At 33.8% G+C, this 17,766-nt stretch carries 15 protein-coding genes, 1 tRNA gene and 1 rRNA gene; 4 read left to right on the top strand and 13 right to left on the bottom strand.

What is annotated here, in order from left to right; all coding sequences use genetic code 11:
- Positions 1–26: 26 nt before the first annotated feature.
- Positions 27–100, bottom strand: a tRNA-Ile gene (locus GSY47_RS15035).
- Between the two features lie 129 nt (positions 101–229).
- Positions 230–1,743: ribosomal RNA gene (locus tag GSY47_RS15040) — 16S ribosomal RNA — on the bottom strand.
- 638 nt (positions 1,744–2,381) lie between these two features.
- On the opposite strand from GSY47_RS15040, the gene GSY47_RS15045 reads away from it, so the two are divergent.
- On the top strand, positions 2,382–2,900 hold the full coding sequence (locus GSY47_RS15045) for a hypothetical protein (protein WP_179002416.1): 519 nt from the start codon (positions 2,382–2,384) through the stop codon (positions 2,898–2,900).
- A 113-nt stretch (positions 2,901–3,013) separates the two neighbouring features.
- Here GSY47_RS15045 and GSY47_RS15050 read toward each other — a convergent pair whose 3' ends face one another.
- Complete coding sequence (locus GSY47_RS15050; RefSeq protein WP_218651387.1) at positions 3,014–3,832, bottom strand: formate/nitrite transporter family protein; 819 nt, start codon at positions 3,830–3,832, stop codon at positions 3,014–3,016.
- A gap of 783 nt (positions 3,833–4,615) precedes the next feature.
- Between GSY47_RS15050 and GSY47_RS15055 the strand changes: the two genes are divergently transcribed.
- The 3 genes from GSY47_RS15055 to GSY47_RS15065 all read left to right on the top strand — a co-directional run bounded on the left by GSY47_RS15055 (position 4,616) and on the right by GSY47_RS15065 (position 7,692).
- The gene (locus GSY47_RS15055; RefSeq protein WP_179002417.1) at positions 4,616–5,431 is read left to right on the top strand and encodes an oxidoreductase; all 816 of its coding nucleotides are present in this window, start codon (positions 4,616–4,618) and stop codon (positions 5,429–5,431) included.
- A gap of 272 nt (positions 5,432–5,703) precedes the next feature.
- Positions 5,704–6,612 carry a helix-turn-helix domain-containing protein gene (locus GSY47_RS15060; protein ID WP_179002418.1) on the top strand — a complete coding sequence of 303 codons (909 nt, stop codon included), beginning with the start codon at positions 5,704–5,706 and terminating at the stop codon, positions 6,610–6,612.
- Positions 6,613–6,957: 345 nt separating this feature from the next.
- Positions 6,958–7,692: a tyrosine-protein phosphatase gene (locus tag GSY47_RS15065; protein ID WP_179002419.1), complete on the top strand. Its 735-nt coding sequence runs from the start codon at positions 6,958–6,960 to the stop codon at positions 7,690–7,692.
- Between the two features lie 128 nt (positions 7,693–7,820).
- Here the strand turns inward: GSY47_RS15065 and GSY47_RS15070 are convergent, their stop codons facing one another.
- From GSY47_RS15070 to GSY47_RS15115, 10 genes are all read right to left on the bottom strand, one after another.
- A complete protein-coding gene (locus tag GSY47_RS15070) occupies positions 7,821–10,187 on the bottom strand; it encodes a GumC family protein (RefSeq protein ID WP_179002420.1) in 2,367 nt (788 codons plus the stop codon).
- 8 nt (positions 10,188–10,195) lie between these two features.
- Complete coding sequence (locus GSY47_RS15075; protein WP_179002421.1) at positions 10,196–10,960, bottom strand: polysaccharide biosynthesis/export family protein; 765 nt, start codon at positions 10,958–10,960, stop codon at positions 10,196–10,198.
- A 76-nt stretch (positions 10,961–11,036) separates the two neighbouring features.
- The gene (locus GSY47_RS15080) at positions 11,037–11,237 is read right to left on the bottom strand and encodes a hypothetical protein (protein ID WP_179002422.1); all 201 of its coding nucleotides are present in this window, start codon (positions 11,235–11,237) and stop codon (positions 11,037–11,039) included.
- An 18-nt stretch (positions 11,238–11,255) separates the two neighbouring features.
- The gene (locus tag GSY47_RS15085; RefSeq protein ID WP_219071451.1) at positions 11,256–12,656 is read right to left on the bottom strand and encodes an exopolysaccharide biosynthesis polyprenyl glycosylphosphotransferase; all 1,401 of its coding nucleotides are present in this window, start codon (positions 12,654–12,656) and stop codon (positions 11,256–11,258) included.
- Entirely contained in the window at positions 12,649–13,095 is a 447-nt protein-coding gene (locus GSY47_RS15090; RefSeq protein WP_179002424.1) for a VanZ family protein, read from the bottom strand. The genes GSY47_RS15085 and GSY47_RS15090 overlap by 8 nt, the downstream gene beginning before the upstream one ends.
- 11 nt (positions 13,096–13,106) lie before the next feature.
- The gene (locus tag GSY47_RS15095) at positions 13,107–13,865 is read right to left on the bottom strand and encodes a glycosyltransferase family 2 protein (protein ID WP_179002425.1); all 759 of its coding nucleotides are present in this window, start codon (positions 13,863–13,865) and stop codon (positions 13,107–13,109) included.
- A 171-nt stretch (positions 13,866–14,036) separates the two neighbouring features.
- The gene (locus GSY47_RS15100; protein ID WP_179002426.1) at positions 14,037–14,585 is read right to left on the bottom strand and encodes a WcaF family extracellular polysaccharide biosynthesis acetyltransferase; all 549 of its coding nucleotides are present in this window, start codon (positions 14,583–14,585) and stop codon (positions 14,037–14,039) included.
- Between the two features lie 11 nt (positions 14,586–14,596).
- On the bottom strand, positions 14,597–15,682 hold the full coding sequence (locus GSY47_RS15105; RefSeq protein ID WP_179002427.1) for a glycosyltransferase family 4 protein: 1,086 nt from the start codon (positions 15,680–15,682) through the stop codon (positions 14,597–14,599).
- Between the two features lie 4 nt (positions 15,683–15,686).
- Positions 15,687–16,226: an acyltransferase gene (locus tag GSY47_RS15110; protein ID WP_179002428.1), complete on the bottom strand. Its 540-nt coding sequence runs from the start codon at positions 16,224–16,226 to the stop codon at positions 15,687–15,689.
- Positions 16,223–17,764, bottom strand: coding sequence for a lipopolysaccharide biosynthesis protein (locus GSY47_RS15115; RefSeq protein ID WP_179002429.1), 1,542 nt, complete (start codon positions 17,762–17,764; stop codon positions 16,223–16,225). Before GSY47_RS15115 ends, GSY47_RS15110 begins: the two co-directional genes overlap by 4 nt.
- Positions 17,765–17,766: the final 2 nt, after the last annotated feature.

The raw sequence follows: 17,766 nt of genomic DNA on the forward strand, positions 1-17,766 counted from the left end.
AATTTCCTTTAAATCAAGTTAAATAGTAGTCCCGGGCAGACTCGAACTGCCGACCCCTACATTATCAGTGTAGTACTCTAACCAGCTGAGCTACGAGACTCTGTTTTACTTAATTCTTTATCATTTTTTAAATCAACAGCAAGAGTAATACAATCTTAAAATTCCAGACCTTCTATTTTAAGCATCTTATTTCCCAATCGTGCCCGAAGGCTAACAGAATGGGCTCTAGAAAGGAGGTGTTCCAGCCGCACCTTCCGGTACGGCTACCTTGTTACGACTTAGCCCTAGTTACCAGTTTTACCCTAGGCAGCTCCTTGCGGTCACCGACTTCAGGCACCCCCAGCTTCCATGGCTTGACGGGCGGTGTGTACAAGGCCCGGGAACGTATTCACCGGATCATGGCTGATATCCGATTACTAGCGATTCCAGCTTCACGGAGTCGAGTTGCAGACTCCGATCCGAACTGTGACCGGCTTTATAGATTCGCTCCTGGTCGCCCAGTGGCTGCTCTCTGTACCGGCCATTGTAGCACGTGTGTAGCCCAAGGCGTAAGGGCCGTGATGATTTGACGTCATCCCCACCTTCCTCACAGTTTGCACTGGCAGTCTTGTTAGAGTTCCCGACACTACTCGCTGGCAACTAACAACAGGGGTTGCGCTCGTTATAGGACTTAACCTGACACCTCACGGCACGAGCTGACGACAACCATGCAGCACCTTGTAAACTGTCTTGCGAAAGATCTGTTTCCAAATCGGTCAGTCTGCATTTAAGCCTTGGTAAGGTTCCTCGCGTATCATCGAATTAAACCACATGCTCCACCGCTTGTGCGGGCCCCCGTCAATTCCTTTGAGTTTCAAACTTGCGTTCGTACTCCCCAGGTGGGATACTTATCACTTTCGCTTAGCCACTGAAATTGCTTCCAACAGCTAGTATCCATCGTTTACGGCGTGGACTACCAGGGTATCTAATCCTGTTCGCTACCCACGCTTTCGTCCATCAGCGTCAATCCATTAGTAGTAACCTGCCTTCGCAATTGGTATTCCATGTAATCTCTAAGCATTTCACCGCTACACTACATATTCTAGTTACTTCCTAATAATTCAAGTCCAGCAGTATCAATGGCCGTTCCACCGTTGAGCGATGGGCTTTCACCACTGACTTACCAGACCGCCTACGGACCCTTTAAACCCAATGATTCCGGATAACGCTTGGATCCTCCGTATTACCGCGGCTGCTGGCACGGAGTTAGCCGATCCTTATTCTTACGATACCGTCAAGCTCCTTCACGAAGGAGTGTTTCTTCTCGTACAAAAGCAGTTTACAATCCATAGGACCGTCATCCTGCACGCGGCATGGCTGGTTCAGGCTTGCGCCCATTGACCAATATTCCTCACTGCTGCCTCCCGTAGGAGTCTGGTCCGTGTCTCAGTACCAGTGTGGGGGATCTCCCTCTCAGGACCCCTACCCATCGTAGCCTTGGTAAGCCGTTACCTTACCAACCAGCTAATGGGACGCATGCTCATCTTTCACCGTTGTGACTTTAATAGCTCAATCATGCGATTGTGCTATGCTATGAGGTATTAATCCAAATTTCTCTGGGCTATCCCTCTGTGAAAGGCAGATTGCATACGCGTTACGCACCCGTGCGCCGGTCTCTGCTTCCGAAGAAGCATACCCCTCGACTTGCATGTGTTAAGCCTGCCGCTAGCGTTCATCCTGAGCCAGGATCAAACTCTTCATCGTATATTTTTATAATGTATATTCGATGCTTATTCCAGTCGGTTTCATTCGAATCTCTCGATTCTATTACTCTTATTCTTTTATTGTTCCGATTTGCATCGGAACGGCTGTCAATTCAATATGTCTACGAACGTGTGTTTCTTCTTATCCTCGCTTGTGTTTCAAAGCGGGTGCAAAGGTAGACAGTTTATCGGCTTTTACAAGCCTTTTTTTTATTTTTTTTCGATTTTTAAAACAAGTATTTCTTAACTTTCTGATAACATAATGGTTAAGAATTAAAAAACAGAAAAAATATTGAAGATTTTACCTACAATTGTAGATTTAAAACAAAAAATACATCATAATGTTTGTTGATTTTATTAAGTTCGTAAGCATATACTGTTAATTACAGCTAATTATTAAAATTGGAAGATTATATTTCATGATAAAACACTGTGCACTTAAATTTTTAACTACCATATTTAGAATTCATCTGTAAGACTGCTGATTATAGTACGTTTAAACTGTTTCTCTTTATGATGATTTTACAATTCTGATTTATATTCTTTTATAAGAGCTTTATAATGCATAACTTAGTATTTAAGCATTTTTTAATGCGTGAATAATTTTTGATATTGTCTAATTCATAAGATCATAATAAAATGAGATTTCCTACTTGTGTAACGGTATTTCTACTTCTGGCACTAGGCTCCTGCAAATCATCGAAGGTTGCCGATTTTAAAAAGTCGCTGGATCAATCGGAACGAAGAGCTTTTGAGATTGTTGTTGGAAAAGAAGGTCCAGGAGAAAAAAAGCTACAATGTCTAGAGAAAGAGGATTACAAAGGCGCTTTAAAGGCTGTGAAACAACAGAGCTTAGAGTTTGATAAGCTCATTTCCCATATCAGAAAACTTTCTGCTGACGGAATCCCGAAAGGGAAACCGCTTAAAACCGCCTACCTTGAATATTACGAATCCCTTAAAGAACTTCATGCATTCGACAGAAAAGAAATAGAGCAACAGGAAGTTCTGCAAACATTAAAAGACAATGAACTGAAAAATGGACATAATACCCTTATTGTTCTGGCACGGGAGAAAAAAAAACTCTTTGCTGCGGTATATGAAAAGGAAGCCCTTCTCCATACTGCTGCTGAAGACTTCAAAACTTCAAATGGTTTTTGATACAGCTTTTCATCCGCATTTTGTCTCCCAGTCTACTGATGAAATTGATAGCGAAATGCCAAAAAGCTAAAGCATTTTATGCTGATCAACCTGAAATTCATTAAAAAATCAAATCACAATTTATCGCCAGTAACTGTTTTTGTCTTATCTACATGCGTATAATAAACAGTCATGCCCGTAAAAAGCAGTCCGCCAATTATATTGCCGGCAGTAACGATAAACTGGTTATACAGCCACCAGTCAGAAATACTGACTTTAGCCCCGAACATCATGCCTGCGGGAATCACAAACATATTGACTACCGCATGTTCGTATCCCAATGCAAAAAATATAAAAATAGGAATGCCCGCCGCCAGTATTTTCCCTAATGTTGACTTTGAGGTCATTGACATAATTACCCCCATGCAGACCATCCAATTGCAAAGAATAGCCTTAACGAAAGCAGAAAACAATCCCGGAATTCCATGACCGGCGTAACCAATCGTTTTTTTCTCACTAATTTTGATTATTGCCTGCTCAATTAAACCCAATTCCTTTATCTGTCCAGTCTCTGTACTGGCTGCCCAAAATAAAACCGCAAACAGCAGACTCCCAATTAAATTACCTATAAATACCCAGCTTAGATTTTTAATCATTCTAAAACCTGAAATTTTCCCCTCAAGCCAAGCTAATGGTACTAGTGAAAAACTTCCAGTTACTAATTCAAGACCTAGAATAACTATTATTACAAATCCGACAGGAAATACAAAAGCCCCTATAAGACTTAATGAAGTCTGAGTAGTTGCCATCAGGGCAAGAGCCACAGAAATTGCCAGCAGAGCTCCCGATAAAGCTCCTCTTATTAATAAATCTTTTATACGCAATTGTGATTTGCTGACTGCAGCGGCCATCATGTTTTCTGCAACCTCATGCGGTGTGATATAGTCCATCATATTTTTAAGATTTAGATTAGGTTAATGCTTTCAAAAAACAATATACGTACAAATATAAGTATTAATACTTAACAAATACTTATATTTTTTTAATTATTTTAAAATAAAGGGCAAAAAATACATAGATCATGTTTAAGTTACCATTAGGCAATATCTAAATTATTTTTAAATAGGTTTTGTTTAAATCTCTTTATACTTGATCTGGACAAGACTTTTCAAATCAGCGCCCCACTCCAGCCAGCCACCACATTCATCAGCAGAAATCAAAGTAAAAAATCTGAGAAAAATAAATAAGTCTGAGAAAAAATAGAAACAAAAACTAACTAACTAACTAACTAACTAACTAACTAACTAACTAACTAACTAACTAACTAACTAACTTTTTAATAATCTCCATTTAAACAAACCTTCAAGGTCATCTACACTCTCACGGCCAAAATCATACAGGGAAAGAATCTTAGTATTCAAATTGTCAAATCCAAAAATCTTACTGTTGGTCTCTATTATATTCAATAATTAAAATTTAATCTTCTTTTTCAATCAGTTAAATGGTTAAATTATAAAAACACCTAATCTGTAACACCACCTCTTTTTTTCAATACTCACTATTTATCTAAAACAGCTTCAGGAGTCAAAAATTCACACAAAAAATACTATTATATATGAATATCGAATCATTTTAAGCTCTTATATTAGAAAAGTGTACAACTATCATGGATTCGTATTAATTCTGACCTATACAATCGTCTTAATTTTGTCTAATAATTTTAAACAAAATAAAAAATGAAAAAGATAATCTTAATTACTGGCGCAAGTTCTGGAATGGGAAAAGAAGCAGCAAAAGCACTTATCAAACAGGGTCATACAGTTTATGCGGCGGCAAGACGAATTAATCAAATGCAGGATTTAAAAGCATTAGGAGGATATCCTATTCAAATGGATGTAACAAATGAATCTGAAATAGAAACTACTATAAATGCAATTATTCAAAAAGAAGGAAAAATTGATGTCTTGTGGAATAACGCTGGTTTCGGTTTATATGGATCTGTTGAAGATGTTTCTTTAGATGAAGCCAGAAGACAATTTGAAGTAAATCTTTTTGGCATTGCAGCAGTAACTCAAAAAGTAGTTCCTCACATGCGTAAAGCAAATTCAGGAACAATTATCAACACATCTTCTATGGGAGGAAAAATGTACTTTCCTATGGGAGCCTGGTATCACGCTTCTAAACATGCAGTTGAAGGGTTAAGCGACTGCCTGCGATTAGAATTAAAAGCATTCAATATTAAAGTCGTGGTTTTAGAACCTGGTTTTATTGCAACTGAATTTGGCTCTGTTTTACTAGACAACTTTTCAAAAATCTCCAAAAAAAGTGCTTATGCTAATTTGATGGAAAAAATAATTGAAGGAACTAAAAAATCTGCCGAAGGAAATGGTTCTTCTAGTCCAGCTATTATTTCTGACACTGTCATTAAAATTGTAAACAGCAATAATCCAAAAACACGCTATAGAGTTGGGAAATTTGCAAAACCTATGGTCTGGATGAGAACCTATCTCGGAGATAAACTATTTGATAAAATCGTAATGAGCCAAATGTAAATTCTAATTACAAAATAAAAATCATGAAAATTGTGGCCACAGTTTTTTTTCCTATTACATTACTGCTTTTCTGGTTCTCCAAAATTCCAGTTCTCCAGGGATTAGATCTTGGATTGGCACTTTTGCTTTAGCTGGATTAATTGTTGATTATTTTTCACCAGAAAGAGCCAGCACATATTGCAAAATAATCGTAAAAGAATTTGACAGTATAAAAAATTAAAAAATTGAGCAGCAAAAAGTAAATTAGTCTTTATTTTTTTGAGAAAGAGCCTATGAAACCAATAATCAATTTAAAAAGTATTTCTGAAATAAATAAGTTTGTGCAGCAAGGTAACATCAATCATCCGCTTGTAGCTGTTATCGATTTTAGTAAAGTAGATGAATATGTAGAGGAAGGTACTCGCATTTGCTGTGATTTTTATTCGATAATGTTTAAAAATTATTGTGCAAACGGATTACGATACGGTAAGCAGGCTTATGATTTTCAAGAAGGAAGCCTAATCTGCATTGCTCCTAAACAGGTAATGACAATGGATAATGAAATCGAAAAAAGAGACGACATGATGGGATGGGGTCTTTTTTTTCATCCCGACCTTATCCGTAACACTTCTTTGGGCTTAAAAATGAAAGAGTACACCTTTTTCTCTTATGAAACATCAGAAGCTCTGCACTTGTCCGAAAAAGAAAAACAGATATTATATGACTGCATTGTAAAAATTCAAAACGAACTTCAGGAAAACATTGACAGTCACAGCCAAACTTTAATTGTATCCAATATCGAATTGCTTCTAAATTATTGTTCACGCTACTATGGACGACAGTTTATTACCAGAAAAAATGTGAATCGGGATATTGTCACTAAAGTGGAAAACCTTATTAAAGAATGTTTTAACAAAAATGATTTAAAAAAGAACAGTCTTCCAACAGTAAAGTATCTGGCAGATGCTGTCCATTTGTCTCCTAATTATTTAACAGACTTGTTAAAAAAAGAAACTGGAATGAATGCACAAGACCAAATTCATTATTTCCTTATTGAAGAAGCCAAGAGTATTTTAATGAATTCAGATGCGTCTGTTGGAGAAATTGCATACTCTCTCGGTTTTGAATACCCACAATATTTTAGTAAATTATTTAAAACCAAGACTGGAAAAACACCTAAAGAATATAGAAACTTAAATTGAGGGCTTTTTATAAAAATTATATTTCACAGTTTATTGCCAATAAATTTTTTAATGCACCTATTGATCAAAATTAATATTCAAGTTTACCCTAATAACAACTAATTGTTTTTAAAAGATGTTGAAATAATCTGAACAAAGAAATTTATTTATCTATTGTAAAAATGCTTTAATTACAACAAAACACCAGTAAAAAATTTCTAATGACAAACTATTTTTAAAATTTAAATATAAAAGAAAAAACAAAGAAACTATTAAGGACAAAAATTCACTTATAGTTTCTAATTAGATCTTCTAGCATTATGAATCTAAAAGCATAAGAATTAAATTTAGACTTAAATTCTAATTATGTTTCCGTTCATTAAAACTAGGTACTACTTAAAAGATTTCCTTCCTGAAAACTACATTGATATCCACAATCATTTATTGCCTGGTATAGATGATGGAGCAAAAACAACTCAGGAAACTACGGAACTTATTGCCGCAATGAAAGAATTAAACATTCATAAAGGTATTGCAACACCTCACACTTTCAATTCAAAATGGAATAATACCAGTCAAACTATAAAAGCTGCTTTTGGAATCGCTACAAAAGAGAAGGCAAACAAAGAGTTTTTAAAAAATTATGCCAGTGAATATATGCTAGATTCTTCTCTGATAGCAAAAATGAAGGAAGAAGAGCTTTTATGTATTCACGATAATTTTCTGCTGCTTGAGCTTCCACTGCTTTCAAGTCCGTTTAATTTGTATGAGATGCTTTTTGAAATCAAAATTAAAAACTATAAAATCATTCTTGCTCATCCAGAACGCTACTTCTATCTTCATAATTCTATCGCTAAATATGAAAAATTAAAGGAATTTGGTATTTTTTTTCAACTGAATCTGCTTTCTTTAACGGGATATTATGGTAAAATAATTCAGAAAAAAGCAGTGGAATTACTTGAAAATGATTTGTATGATTTTACGGGATCTGACATCCATAGCAAAACAGAAATTAATCAATTCAAAACTGTAAAACTTCAGATTCCCAATAAAAAGAAAATGGAGCATTTACTGCTTAATAATAGTATCTTTCTTAAATAAAAAACAAAAAAAAGCTGTTCTTAATGGAACAGCTTTTAAAAATTTAAACAAATTTAAATTTTATGATCGTGGTTGTTGTGGTTTAATCTTGGTTAATTATCATGACTATCTTTAATCTAAATTCGACATTAGAATATTTTTTTCTTCAGCTTCTGTAGTTTTGTTTCTTTTTTGATTTCTTTTCCGTAGCCATAGCCATATCCGTAATTATAACTGTAACCGTAACCTGAACTAAAATCAATATCATTAATTACATAGCCCATATTGACCAATTTTTGATCTTTGTGTAATTTGTTTGAATAGGCTATTAAATTCTTTTGTGTTACTCCAGAGCGTAGCACAAACAAAGTGGTATCTGCATATTTTGAAATCATAAGAGTGTCACTCACTAATAAGGTTGGCGGCGTATCAAAAATAATGATGTCATATACTTTTTTTACCTGATTAATAAAGTGCTCAAAACGCTGATTGGACAATAGTAATGTTGGATTAGGTGGGATAATTCCCGAAAGCAAAATATCAAATGGAAATTCAGCATCTCCGTTACTGCACAATAAATCTTCCCATTGAATAGTGCCATCATGCAGATAATTGCTGAATCCCTTGCTCTCTTTTGTTGTATTGTTTAAATGTTTATGCAGCTGTGGATTTCTGAAATCAGCACCTATAATAATTACTTTTTTATCAAGATGCGCGTAGGCTGCTGCCAAATTATAAGAAACAAAAGTCTTTCCTTCCCCTTTTATAGATGACGTGACAAATAATACTTTTCCAAGTTGATCTTCAATATAAGGTGTAATAAAATTGGTGTTATTGGCTAGAGTTCTAAAAGCTTCCAAATTCTGCATAATAGTGTCTTTATCATCCTTTAATGAAGGAAGCTCTGCTAAAATAGGCAGTACAGTATTTGTATTTTCAACATCTGCAGCTGTATATATTTTATTATCTAATTTAAATAATGTAAATAAAATGCTGAACGGAATACAAAATCCTATAAAAAATGCAATCAATACAATCTTGTTTCTTTGAGGGGAAATAGGATGAATATCTGTTATCGCATAATCTATAATCTTAGTATTGGGTATGGTAACAGCCAAATTTATAGAAGCTTCTTCCCTTTTTTGAAGCAGCAATAAATACAAACTTTCTTTTAAATTCTGCTGGCGTTCAATACTTCGCAATACTTTTTCCTTTTCGGGAAGAGAAGCAAAACTTCCTTCTGCCTCTTTTTGGGCAGATTCACTCTGAACAAGCGTTGTTCTTAACTGCTGTTTATAGCCTTTTACAGAATTGATAATATTGTTTCTTAAATTCGTAAGCGTAGTAACCAATAACTGTACAGAAGGATTGTTATTTCCTGCACTGGTCTGAAATTTTTGATACGATAAAACCGCTGTATTATAATCAGCAACCAATTGATTGATTATTAAATTTTGTATTCCGATATCTGCGGGCAAAAGTTCGAATGCTTTTTGAGATTCTATACTATTTCTGAGTAGATCTGCTAATAACAATTGTGATTCTATATCAAAGGAAGTCTGTTCTTTAGCCGCTTTTTGAAGAATACTTGAACCAGCATCCTCTTGAATAAAACTAAGCTTATTATTTTTTTTATAATTCTTTTTAGAACTTTCTATAGAATCAAGTTCTCTTCTCAGATATACAAATCGATCATCGACAAAATTAATAGTTCTTCTGGAGACTTCTTTTTTGTCTGTAATTCCGTCGGCTTCATAAACATAAATCAAATTGTTGATAACGGATTCTGACTGCGGTCCGTTTGTGCCTTTTAAGGAAATCGATAATATATCGCTGTCTTTTCCTTCAGCATCCACTTCAAAAGCATCACTTAATTCCAAAGCTGTTTTATGAAGCGTTTTTAAAGTAACATTAAAACTCTTATTGATGTTTTTTTTCATTACAGCCCCTGGAGCTGGTTTTATATTGATGGGTAAATGAGATATGTTTTTGTCTGACACATATCCTTTTACCTCAACGCTTTCTCCAGTTGCAATATCTAAAACAGTATATCCTGATGCCGTTACAGTTATGGTATAATTCAACGTGCTTCTCAGGTTGGATGCACCATCGCGATAACTCACAATAAAAGGTGGGTTAAAAATCTGTTTGGATGTTACTCTCGAATTATAGTAATACTCTACATTCAACTTCAAATTTTTGACTACCTGTTCTGAGAGATGAACTGATTTGAGCAATGCAATCTCGTTCTCTAAGTTAATGGTGGATTTATTAAATAATTTAGAAACATCTAATGTAAAATTTGAATTTTCTTTATCATTCAACAATTTAACTTTAGCCTCAGATTTGTATACAACATTTGCATATCTTAAATAAATAAAAGCGCTGAATAAAGAAATAAGTATCGATAATACAAAGGCTGGCCAGTACTTTAAATATTTATTGATAATTTGTTTTAAATCTACCGGGTTATTTTCTTCAATAAAATCGAAATATTCATTTTTATCCGTATTCATGAGTTGATTTATCTTGTAATTAATATTATAGAGCTTAGAATTAAGGATGCAATGGTCAATATGGTGCTTGCATTTCCTATATAACCTGCCGTTTTTACTTTAGCATCATTCGGATTAACGACTAAAATATCGTTTTGATGAACTTGATACTGTTCGTTATTCATCCAGTCTGCGGTTGTTAAATCAACATGTGTGATGGTTCTTTTTCCTTCAGATTCTCTAATCAGCAAAATGTCATTTCTTTTTCCGTTAATAGTCAAATCTCCAGCATAGCCAAGAGCCTGCGGAATAGAAATTGACTGTTCTAAAAAAGGATAAGTTCCCGGCGATTTTACTTCTCCCAAAATCGTCACTTTTGCATTCAAAATACGCACTGCTACAGAAGGATTCACTAAATGTCCTCCTTTTTCGAGTTCAGATTTAAGCTTTGTTTCCAGATCTTTTACAGACAGACCTGCAGTGTTTATTTCTCCTAAAATTGGCAGTACAATGGTTTTATCCGGAGAAACTAGATACCCTTGCACTTTCAAAATATCTAGGGTGCTGCTTACACCAACTGTATTCGCTGTTTGAATGTTGTATGCCAGCGCCGTTTCAGGAACTAAGGCTCCGATTCTAATACTAAGAATATCATTGGGTTCAATAGAAACAGGTTTTAAATTTGTTGCAACTGATGCATAATTACTGGCATCCTGAAAATAAATAATATCTTTTCTGGATGCACAGGAAAAAAATAAAATACTAATAAGTATTATATATAGTAATCGATTCATTGTATTTTGGAATAAATTTTAAAATTTAAGGCATTAAGATTGTGCTTTATCTCAAGCACTTGAAAGTAAAAAGCAATTACAAAGAATTGGACAACTCGCCTGATTCGTATTGGGCTGTTCTCTTTGCTTTCATTTTATCATTCAGTTTAGACAATCGGTTTAACTGTTTCTTCTGAACTTTATCTTTAATGTAATAGCGGTATAATTCTTTACCAATAAAAAAACCGGCAATACAAATACCTGAAAGAAATCCGGCAACATAATAGGTTACATTCATAATTATTTAGTTTTTAGGTTAAAATGCATTTTCATCCCCTTTAAGGGTTAATACAACTGTGAGCAGACAGATTTTTAAATCTTTTATCAGACTCCAGTTTTGTAAATAATCTATATCGGCTTTTACTCTGCGTTTCATATCAGAAACTTTTTTAGTTTCGCCTCTGTGTCCCGATATTTGGGCTAAACCCGTAATTCCAGGTTTTACAAAATGACGTACCATAAAATCATTAATCTGATTGTTATAATCTTCTGTATGTTTCAACATATGAGGACGCGGTCCTACTACACTCATATCGCCCAACAAAACATTGAAAAATTGAGGAAGTTCATCAAGACTCGTTCTTCTTATAAACCTGCCTATTGGCGTAACCCGCATATCTCCTTTTTTAGCCTGCAAGCTGTCGCTGTCTGTATTTACAGCCATGCTTCTAAATTTGTAGCAATAAAAAGACTGATTTTTTTTGCCTGTACGAAGCTGTTTGAACAAAACAGGCCCTTTACTTTGTTTTTTTATAATACATGCGAGAATAGGATACAACCATGAAAGAATAAAAATGATGACCAGCAGACTGAAAACAATATCAAAAATCCTCTTTACTAATCTATTGTAAGCATTTTGAAGCGGTTCATATCTCGGTCTAATAATATGGAAGTTTTCGTAACTGGTGCTGCTGAATGAATGTTTAGAAATGTCAGATAAATCTGGAACAAATTTTAATCGGATGCAGTATCTGTCTGCCAATTCAAAATAAGTATTCAAGTCATCTATAAACTCTGTTTTTACTACAATGTATAATTCTTGAATTCCTCTTTCAGATGATTTGTGAATTGCATTTATGAGTTCTTCGTTAAACGATGATTTATCTCTTAAATTATGATCTTCAACATCATTAATAATTCCAAGGAAATTAAAAAAATGAGAATTGCTTTCTAATTTAGATGCCAATTGGATGCTTGTTGAATTAAACCCATAAATAGCAACAAAAAAAGGTTTTTTAACCCATTTTTTTATGTTGTTTAAAACAAAAGTGAAAATGATTCTAGATAGCAAAAGATAAAAAAGCAGAAAGGTAAATTGCAACATACTAGCTCCTATAGTCAGCTGATATCTTCTTAAACCCTCAAAAAAAACAATATAGCTTTGCCAGAATATAAACTGGCATAAAAAAACGCGCCAGCTGTTACGGTAGAAAATTGGAAGACTAAAAACAGTATCCAGACGATATAAGTTAAAATATAAAGTGGTCAATAACCATCCTGCTGCTGCAATTAAATGACTATTATTGACAAAAGACGAAGTCCATTGCACATCTGTTTCTTTAGCAAAATAAAAGAATAATGATATACTGATAACGACTGCCGAAATATCAGATAAAATACTGCAAAAAATAAAAGTGAATTTATGTCTGTTACGCATTTTTATAAAAAAAATAATGATTTAACTTCTTGAATAATACAGCAGCTGCTCCGCCACAGATGCCTCCGGCTACTCCAAAAACAATATCCATAAAATCGGGATGTCTGTCTGATATAAAAAACTGTCCTGCTTCTGCCAGACAAACGATTACTGTACAGATTAGAATAGTATTCTTCTCTACAAAAAAGAAATTCATCTCTTTGTAATCAACCGCTGATTCCTGGCCGGCTTCACATAAAAATCCTAACAGCAGAAAAGGAACTGCTGTACGCAGATTGAGATATTCATTAGTCCATTCTATTATAAATTGTGGTAAATAAGTTTCGGTTCTTAAATTGGAAGAAGGCAGCCATGAATAATAAAAAATAGCTGCTGTGCATATTAAAAATAATACTGTTATGATACCTCTTCTGTTACTTTTGTGATTACTATTTTGCATTACAGAAAAATCTAAGCAATAGGTTCTAAATTCAAATATTGTTTTAATGCCCGTAGCTTTTTCTTAAATACTGCAGTGAAGGCTGGAAGACCATGATATCTGTAAATGCGGTAATCTTCGTAAAGAACTTCAAACGCCCTGCTGCGAGATGTGCTTAAACCTCCCATCTTCATTTTTACTAAGTAAGTATTAAGGTAGGCCAGTTTTATTCTGCTTTTAAATAAATAACGCAGCAGGAACTCCGTATCTGACGCTATTTTGAAATCAAGATCGTAATAGCCTAGTTTTTCAATAATACTTTTTCTGAGATATACTGTAGGATGAAGTGGCAGCCACCCAGATTTTATTTTTTTGTAATTGTAAGCCCCTCCTATTCTATTTCTTACAATTTTTTCTTCACTGTCATTTGTCACATAAATTCCGTCACCATAAACTCCGTCACGAGAAGGAAACATTTTAAACATGGTAACAATTTTTGAGACAACCTCGTTATCGTAAAACGCATCATCAGAATGCATCAATCCAATAACATCTCCAGTTGCGATTTTCAATCCTTTATTAATGGCATCATACATTCCCTTATCAGGTTCCGATATGTAGGTGCTTATCCTCTCTTCATAAGATTCAATGATTTCCTTTGTACCGTCAGTTGAATTTCCATCTATAATAATATATTCAATGTTGGAGTAATCTTGTGATAGAACACTCTCTATACAATTTGTAATGGTTTCTTTTCTATTGTAACAAATAGTAATGATAGAAACTTTCATGATTATTTTTTTTAGTTAATTTGAATGTTTGAAATAGTAACTGCTGCTGTAAAAATGGCTTGAAAAGAATGAGAAAATCTTTGTTTTCACTTTTAAGGCGACATAGAGAATCTCCATCATATTAAAAAAATGATGTTTTTTTGAATCTCAAAAAATAAAATGATGATTGAATTACCAGCGTTCTTTTACCAATTGAAGCGGATTGCCACTAAAAACCCCATTTTCAGGTAATGACTTTGTTACTATTGAACCAACTGAAACAATAGTGTTGATTCCTATTTTAACATTGGGACCAACAAATGAGGATGCGCCTACCCAGCTTCCATCTTCAATTACTATTACCCCGTTTCTGTAAGGCATTGTAGGGTCTTTGTAATCATGATTGCCTCCGCAGACAAAAACTTTTTGACTGATGCAGACGTTATTACCGATAGTGAGTAATTCAAAATTTAGAAGAAACACCTCTTCACCAATCCAAACATTATCTCCAACAACTAACTTCCACGGAAAATGAATATTAACTCTTGGCTTAATTACTAATCCTTTACCAACTTTTGCACCAAATGCTTTCAATAAAAACACTTTAAGTTTTGAAGGATATGGAATAGCAGAAAGAAAAAATACAACCTTTACGGCATACCACAACATCTCTTTTGCTTTAGATGCGCCTCTGTCGAGACCTAACTTGGAGTTAAATAAATCTAAACGAACTTTTTTCATAATAACTTAAATTAAATGTCTTTAATAACTTTAAAAACTTTAGCAGCAAATTGTTCTTCTGTAAAATAGGATTGAACATACTTGGTATTCACCCTGCTGTATTTATCAACCCATTCCTCTAATTTTTCATTAATTTCCAGTAGGGTGTTAAATATGCTTTGTGGACTTTTGGAGTGAACAAAACAGCCGTTTTCTGTACTGATAATATCAGGAATTCCAGAAAATTTTGTTGTAACGATTATATTCCCCGTGGCCATAGCCTCTATTAGTGAAATCGGCTGTCCTTCCATACGGTAATAGGTAGGCAGAACAAAAACATTGGACTTTTCTAGAAGATCAGTTTTACGCTGTCCTGATACAACGCCGTGATAATTAATAAATCCCTGAAGTTCTTGGAATTTATCGTTTATAATAACCTCTGATTCGTCTTCAATTTTACCAGCAATATCGGCTTCAAAAATAATTCCCTCATTTCTTAATAGAATTAAACTATCTAAAAAGTCTAGAATTCCTTTTTCCTCCATTAGATTACTCAAATAAAGCAACCTTAATTTATCTTTTGGCTTGACTACTCCTGCTTTTTGAACTAAATTATCCTGAGCAAAATTCTCGACTATAAAAACTTTCTTTGGATTCAGAAGTCCGTCAAAATTGTTTTTTAAAGAATCCGAAAGAACAATTCCTGCGGTAGCTCTTCGAATAAAGAATGCAAAAATCCTTTTTCTCAATCCTTTCAAAGATTTATATTCATTCCCCAGATGATTTCCATGAATATGGATAATATAAGGTCTGCTTGTCATTAAACAGTAAAAGTAAAAAGGCATATATTTTACAATCCCAAAAAAAGTTTGTCCCGGTGTTGTATAAACTACATCTGATTTAGAAATTGTTCCTATTTTTTTATAGACCTTTAAAAATGAAAAAACTTTACCAAATGAAAAACGCCCAACATTTTCTGAAGAAATATTTTTTGAACTCGTGTTTATAATAGCTACAGAAATTTCCTTTTTCAGTTCTAGCTGCTTTAACAGAACTTGATTAGCTAACGAACAGCCGTTAATAGGTTCAGGAAATGGCCCAATAATAAGTATCTTCATCTGTTTAAATTCTATCTTTCTGTATAAATGAACTCTCCATCTGCTGTTCCCATCTTAGGGCTTTCTCCGTTAATTTCCCGATTATCTGTCCCGGGTTTCCAATAACAATAGCATCAGAATAAATGGTTCCTCTTACCACGCTTCCTGCTCCTATGACTACATTATCGTGAATAATGGTTCCAGGCATGATGATAGCCCCCATTCCTATGAATACATTTTTGCCGATATGGATTTCTTTTTTGAAAGCAAGATCTGTCGCAGGCTTTTTATTCAATGCAATAAGACCAGTAGTTAAGGAATAATCATGTGTCAGCAGAATCACTTTTTCGGAGATGACCACACGTTCTGATAAATAGATTTTATTAAAATCATCAAATCTTACCTGAGTTGAGATATATCTTGGAAGACCATTCATTTTTACTCCGACCATTTTCAAAATGAAGTTATAGCCCTTCATATAAAACCTCGGCATTCTACCGTCAAAAGGCTTCAAAAAAGTTTTAAGAATATGAAATGCCAGCTTTAAAAATAGCCTCTTGATCATAGTTTTTTATTTATAATATTTTGTATTAAAGCGATAAAATATTTCAGTTCATCTGTCTTAAAATAAACGAGAAGAATAATGATGTTTGGAATTACGAAGGCAATTACTGCCTTTCCAAAAAAACCTAAAAAATTATCCGAAAGGGGCTCCTGCAAATACTTTACTGTTACATATGAAACAGCCAGAATAACAGTATATTTAACCAGCATAATGTAATAAGACAAGACTTTTTTTTGGAAACCATATCTAAAAACTACATAAGGTTCCCACCATATATTTGTTGTTAGATTGCTTATTATCGTCGCAATGATTATAGATTCGATTCCCCATTTTAAGACTAATAAAAAGTAAAATGAAAGGGATAAATTGATAACTGCTTCAAATAAAGATTTCCATTTAATGGGCCAGAATAGGCCTTTGGCATCTATAAAAATCTGAGAAGTAGTTCTCATTCTATCCAAATAGAAATTGAAGGTTATCAGAAATGTTATTAATGCAGAAAAGACATATTCTTTTCCCCAAATTAAATGTATAAAAGGATTAACCAATGTGCTCAGGGCTATAAAACAGCAGATAGCAAAATAGGCATTGATAAAAAATAACTTTTTAAAAAAAGTATGCGATTCATCATCTGATTTTTCTGCCACATAATTTCCAACACTTGCCGTTATGGGCAGCAGCATTTGCATGAAAACAATTCTAATGGTATTAGTCAGTAATAAATAGTTGGAATAAATCCCCATTGCCACTATTCCAACAAATTTTGATATCAACAAATCATCCACTCCGGTAATGACAACAGAACCTAATTTACTGAACGACATCGCAAAGACATTGCGTCTCAAAGCAATCTTATCTTTTTTCTCAATTTTTTTATGCTTATAATAGATCAAATAAGGAAATAACTTATCCGCTTTTTTAGATATAAAATAATTCCCTAAAAAAGTACACAGAATCTGAATGATCAGAAAACTTAAAAAATCATGGAATAAAAACAGGACTGCAATTTGTAAAGTTCCCTTGATAATATTAAAGTAAAGCTGATTTAATGAATCTATATGTCCATTCTGGCTGGCAATTATTAATGATCTTTTATAATTAAAAAAATAACTTATAGAAGTATTAAATAAATAGAGCAGATAGATAATCCATAAAGAAGGGAGTTCCTTTGGCAATTCTGATAAATCATTGATAAAAAAATGTAAAAAAGGAATTAAAAATAGACCCGTAATAAAAATTACTGTACCAATGATTTCATAAACCTTGGCAAAATAATTCATTAGTTTTGAAACCTGAATTACATCTTTTTCAGCGAGTGGCATATACATGGCATAAATAATTGCCGTTCCAAATCCAATTTCTGCAAAAGACAGCACCGAAAGAATATTGGTAAATAACCCATTAATTCCTAAATAAGCCGCTCCTAATGTTTTTATAAATATAGTTCGGACGGCAAAATTTAAAATAATTGTGATCAACTGACCCATTAAAGCCGCTGCAGAATTTTTTATAGAACTTCGGGTTCTGTTTGTTGTCATTA

Source organism: Flavobacterium quisquiliarum, from assembly GCF_019308285.1.
In the GTDB taxonomy this organism is placed as follows: Bacteria; Bacteroidota; Bacteroidia; order Flavobacteriales; family Flavobacteriaceae; genus Flavobacterium; species Flavobacterium quisquiliarum.

What these genes read in the sequence shown, in the direction of transcription:
- GSY47_RS15045 (WP_179002416.1), top strand. Translation starts at nt 2,382, where the DNA reads ATGAGATTTCCTACTTGTGTAACGGTATTTCTACTTCTGGCACTAGGC.
- GSY47_RS15050 (WP_218651387.1), bottom strand. Translation starts at nt 3,832, where the DNA reads ATGATGGACTATATCACACCGCATGAGGTTGCAGAAAACATGATGGCC.
- GSY47_RS15055 (WP_179002417.1), top strand. Translation starts at nt 4,616, where the DNA reads ATGAAAAAGATAATCTTAATTACTGGCGCAAGTTCTGGAATGGGAAAA.
- GSY47_RS15060 (WP_179002418.1), top strand. Translation starts at nt 5,704, where the DNA reads ATGAAACCAATAATCAATTTAAAAAGTATTTCTGAAATAAATAAGTTT.
- GSY47_RS15065 (WP_179002419.1), top strand. Translation starts at nt 6,958, where the DNA reads ATGTTTCCGTTCATTAAAACTAGGTACTACTTAAAAGATTTCCTTCCT.
- GSY47_RS15070 (WP_179002420.1), bottom strand. Translation starts at nt 10,187, where the DNA reads ATGAATACGGATAAAAATGAATATTTCGATTTTATTGAAGAAAATAAC.
- GSY47_RS15075 (WP_179002421.1), bottom strand. Translation starts at nt 10,960, where the DNA reads ATGAATCGATTACTATATATAATACTTATTAGTATTTTATTTTTTTCC.
- GSY47_RS15080 (WP_179002422.1), bottom strand. Translation starts at nt 11,237, where the DNA reads ATGAATGTAACCTATTATGTTGCCGGATTTCTTTCAGGTATTTGTATT.
- GSY47_RS15085 (WP_219071451.1), bottom strand. Translation starts at nt 12,656, where the DNA reads ATGCGTAACAGACATAAATTCACTTTTATTTTTTGCAGTATTTTATCT.
- GSY47_RS15090 (WP_179002424.1), bottom strand. Translation starts at nt 13,095, where the DNA reads ATGCAAAATAGTAATCACAAAAGTAACAGAAGAGGTATCATAACAGTA.
- GSY47_RS15095 (WP_179002425.1), bottom strand. Translation starts at nt 13,865, where the DNA reads ATGAAAGTTTCTATCATTACTATTTGTTACAATAGAAAAGAAACCATT.
- GSY47_RS15100 (WP_179002426.1), bottom strand. Translation starts at nt 14,585, where the DNA reads ATGAAAAAAGTTCGTTTAGATTTATTTAACTCCAAGTTAGGTCTCGAC.
- GSY47_RS15105 (WP_179002427.1), bottom strand. Translation starts at nt 15,682, where the DNA reads ATGAAGATACTTATTATTGGGCCATTTCCTGAACCTATTAACGGCTGT.
- GSY47_RS15110 (WP_179002428.1), bottom strand. Translation starts at nt 16,226, where the DNA reads ATGATCAAGAGGCTATTTTTAAAGCTGGCATTTCATATTCTTAAAACT.
- GSY47_RS15115 (WP_179002429.1), bottom strand. Translation starts at nt 17,764, where the DNA reads ATGACAACAAACAGAACCCGAAGTTCTATAAAAAATTCTGCAGCGGCT.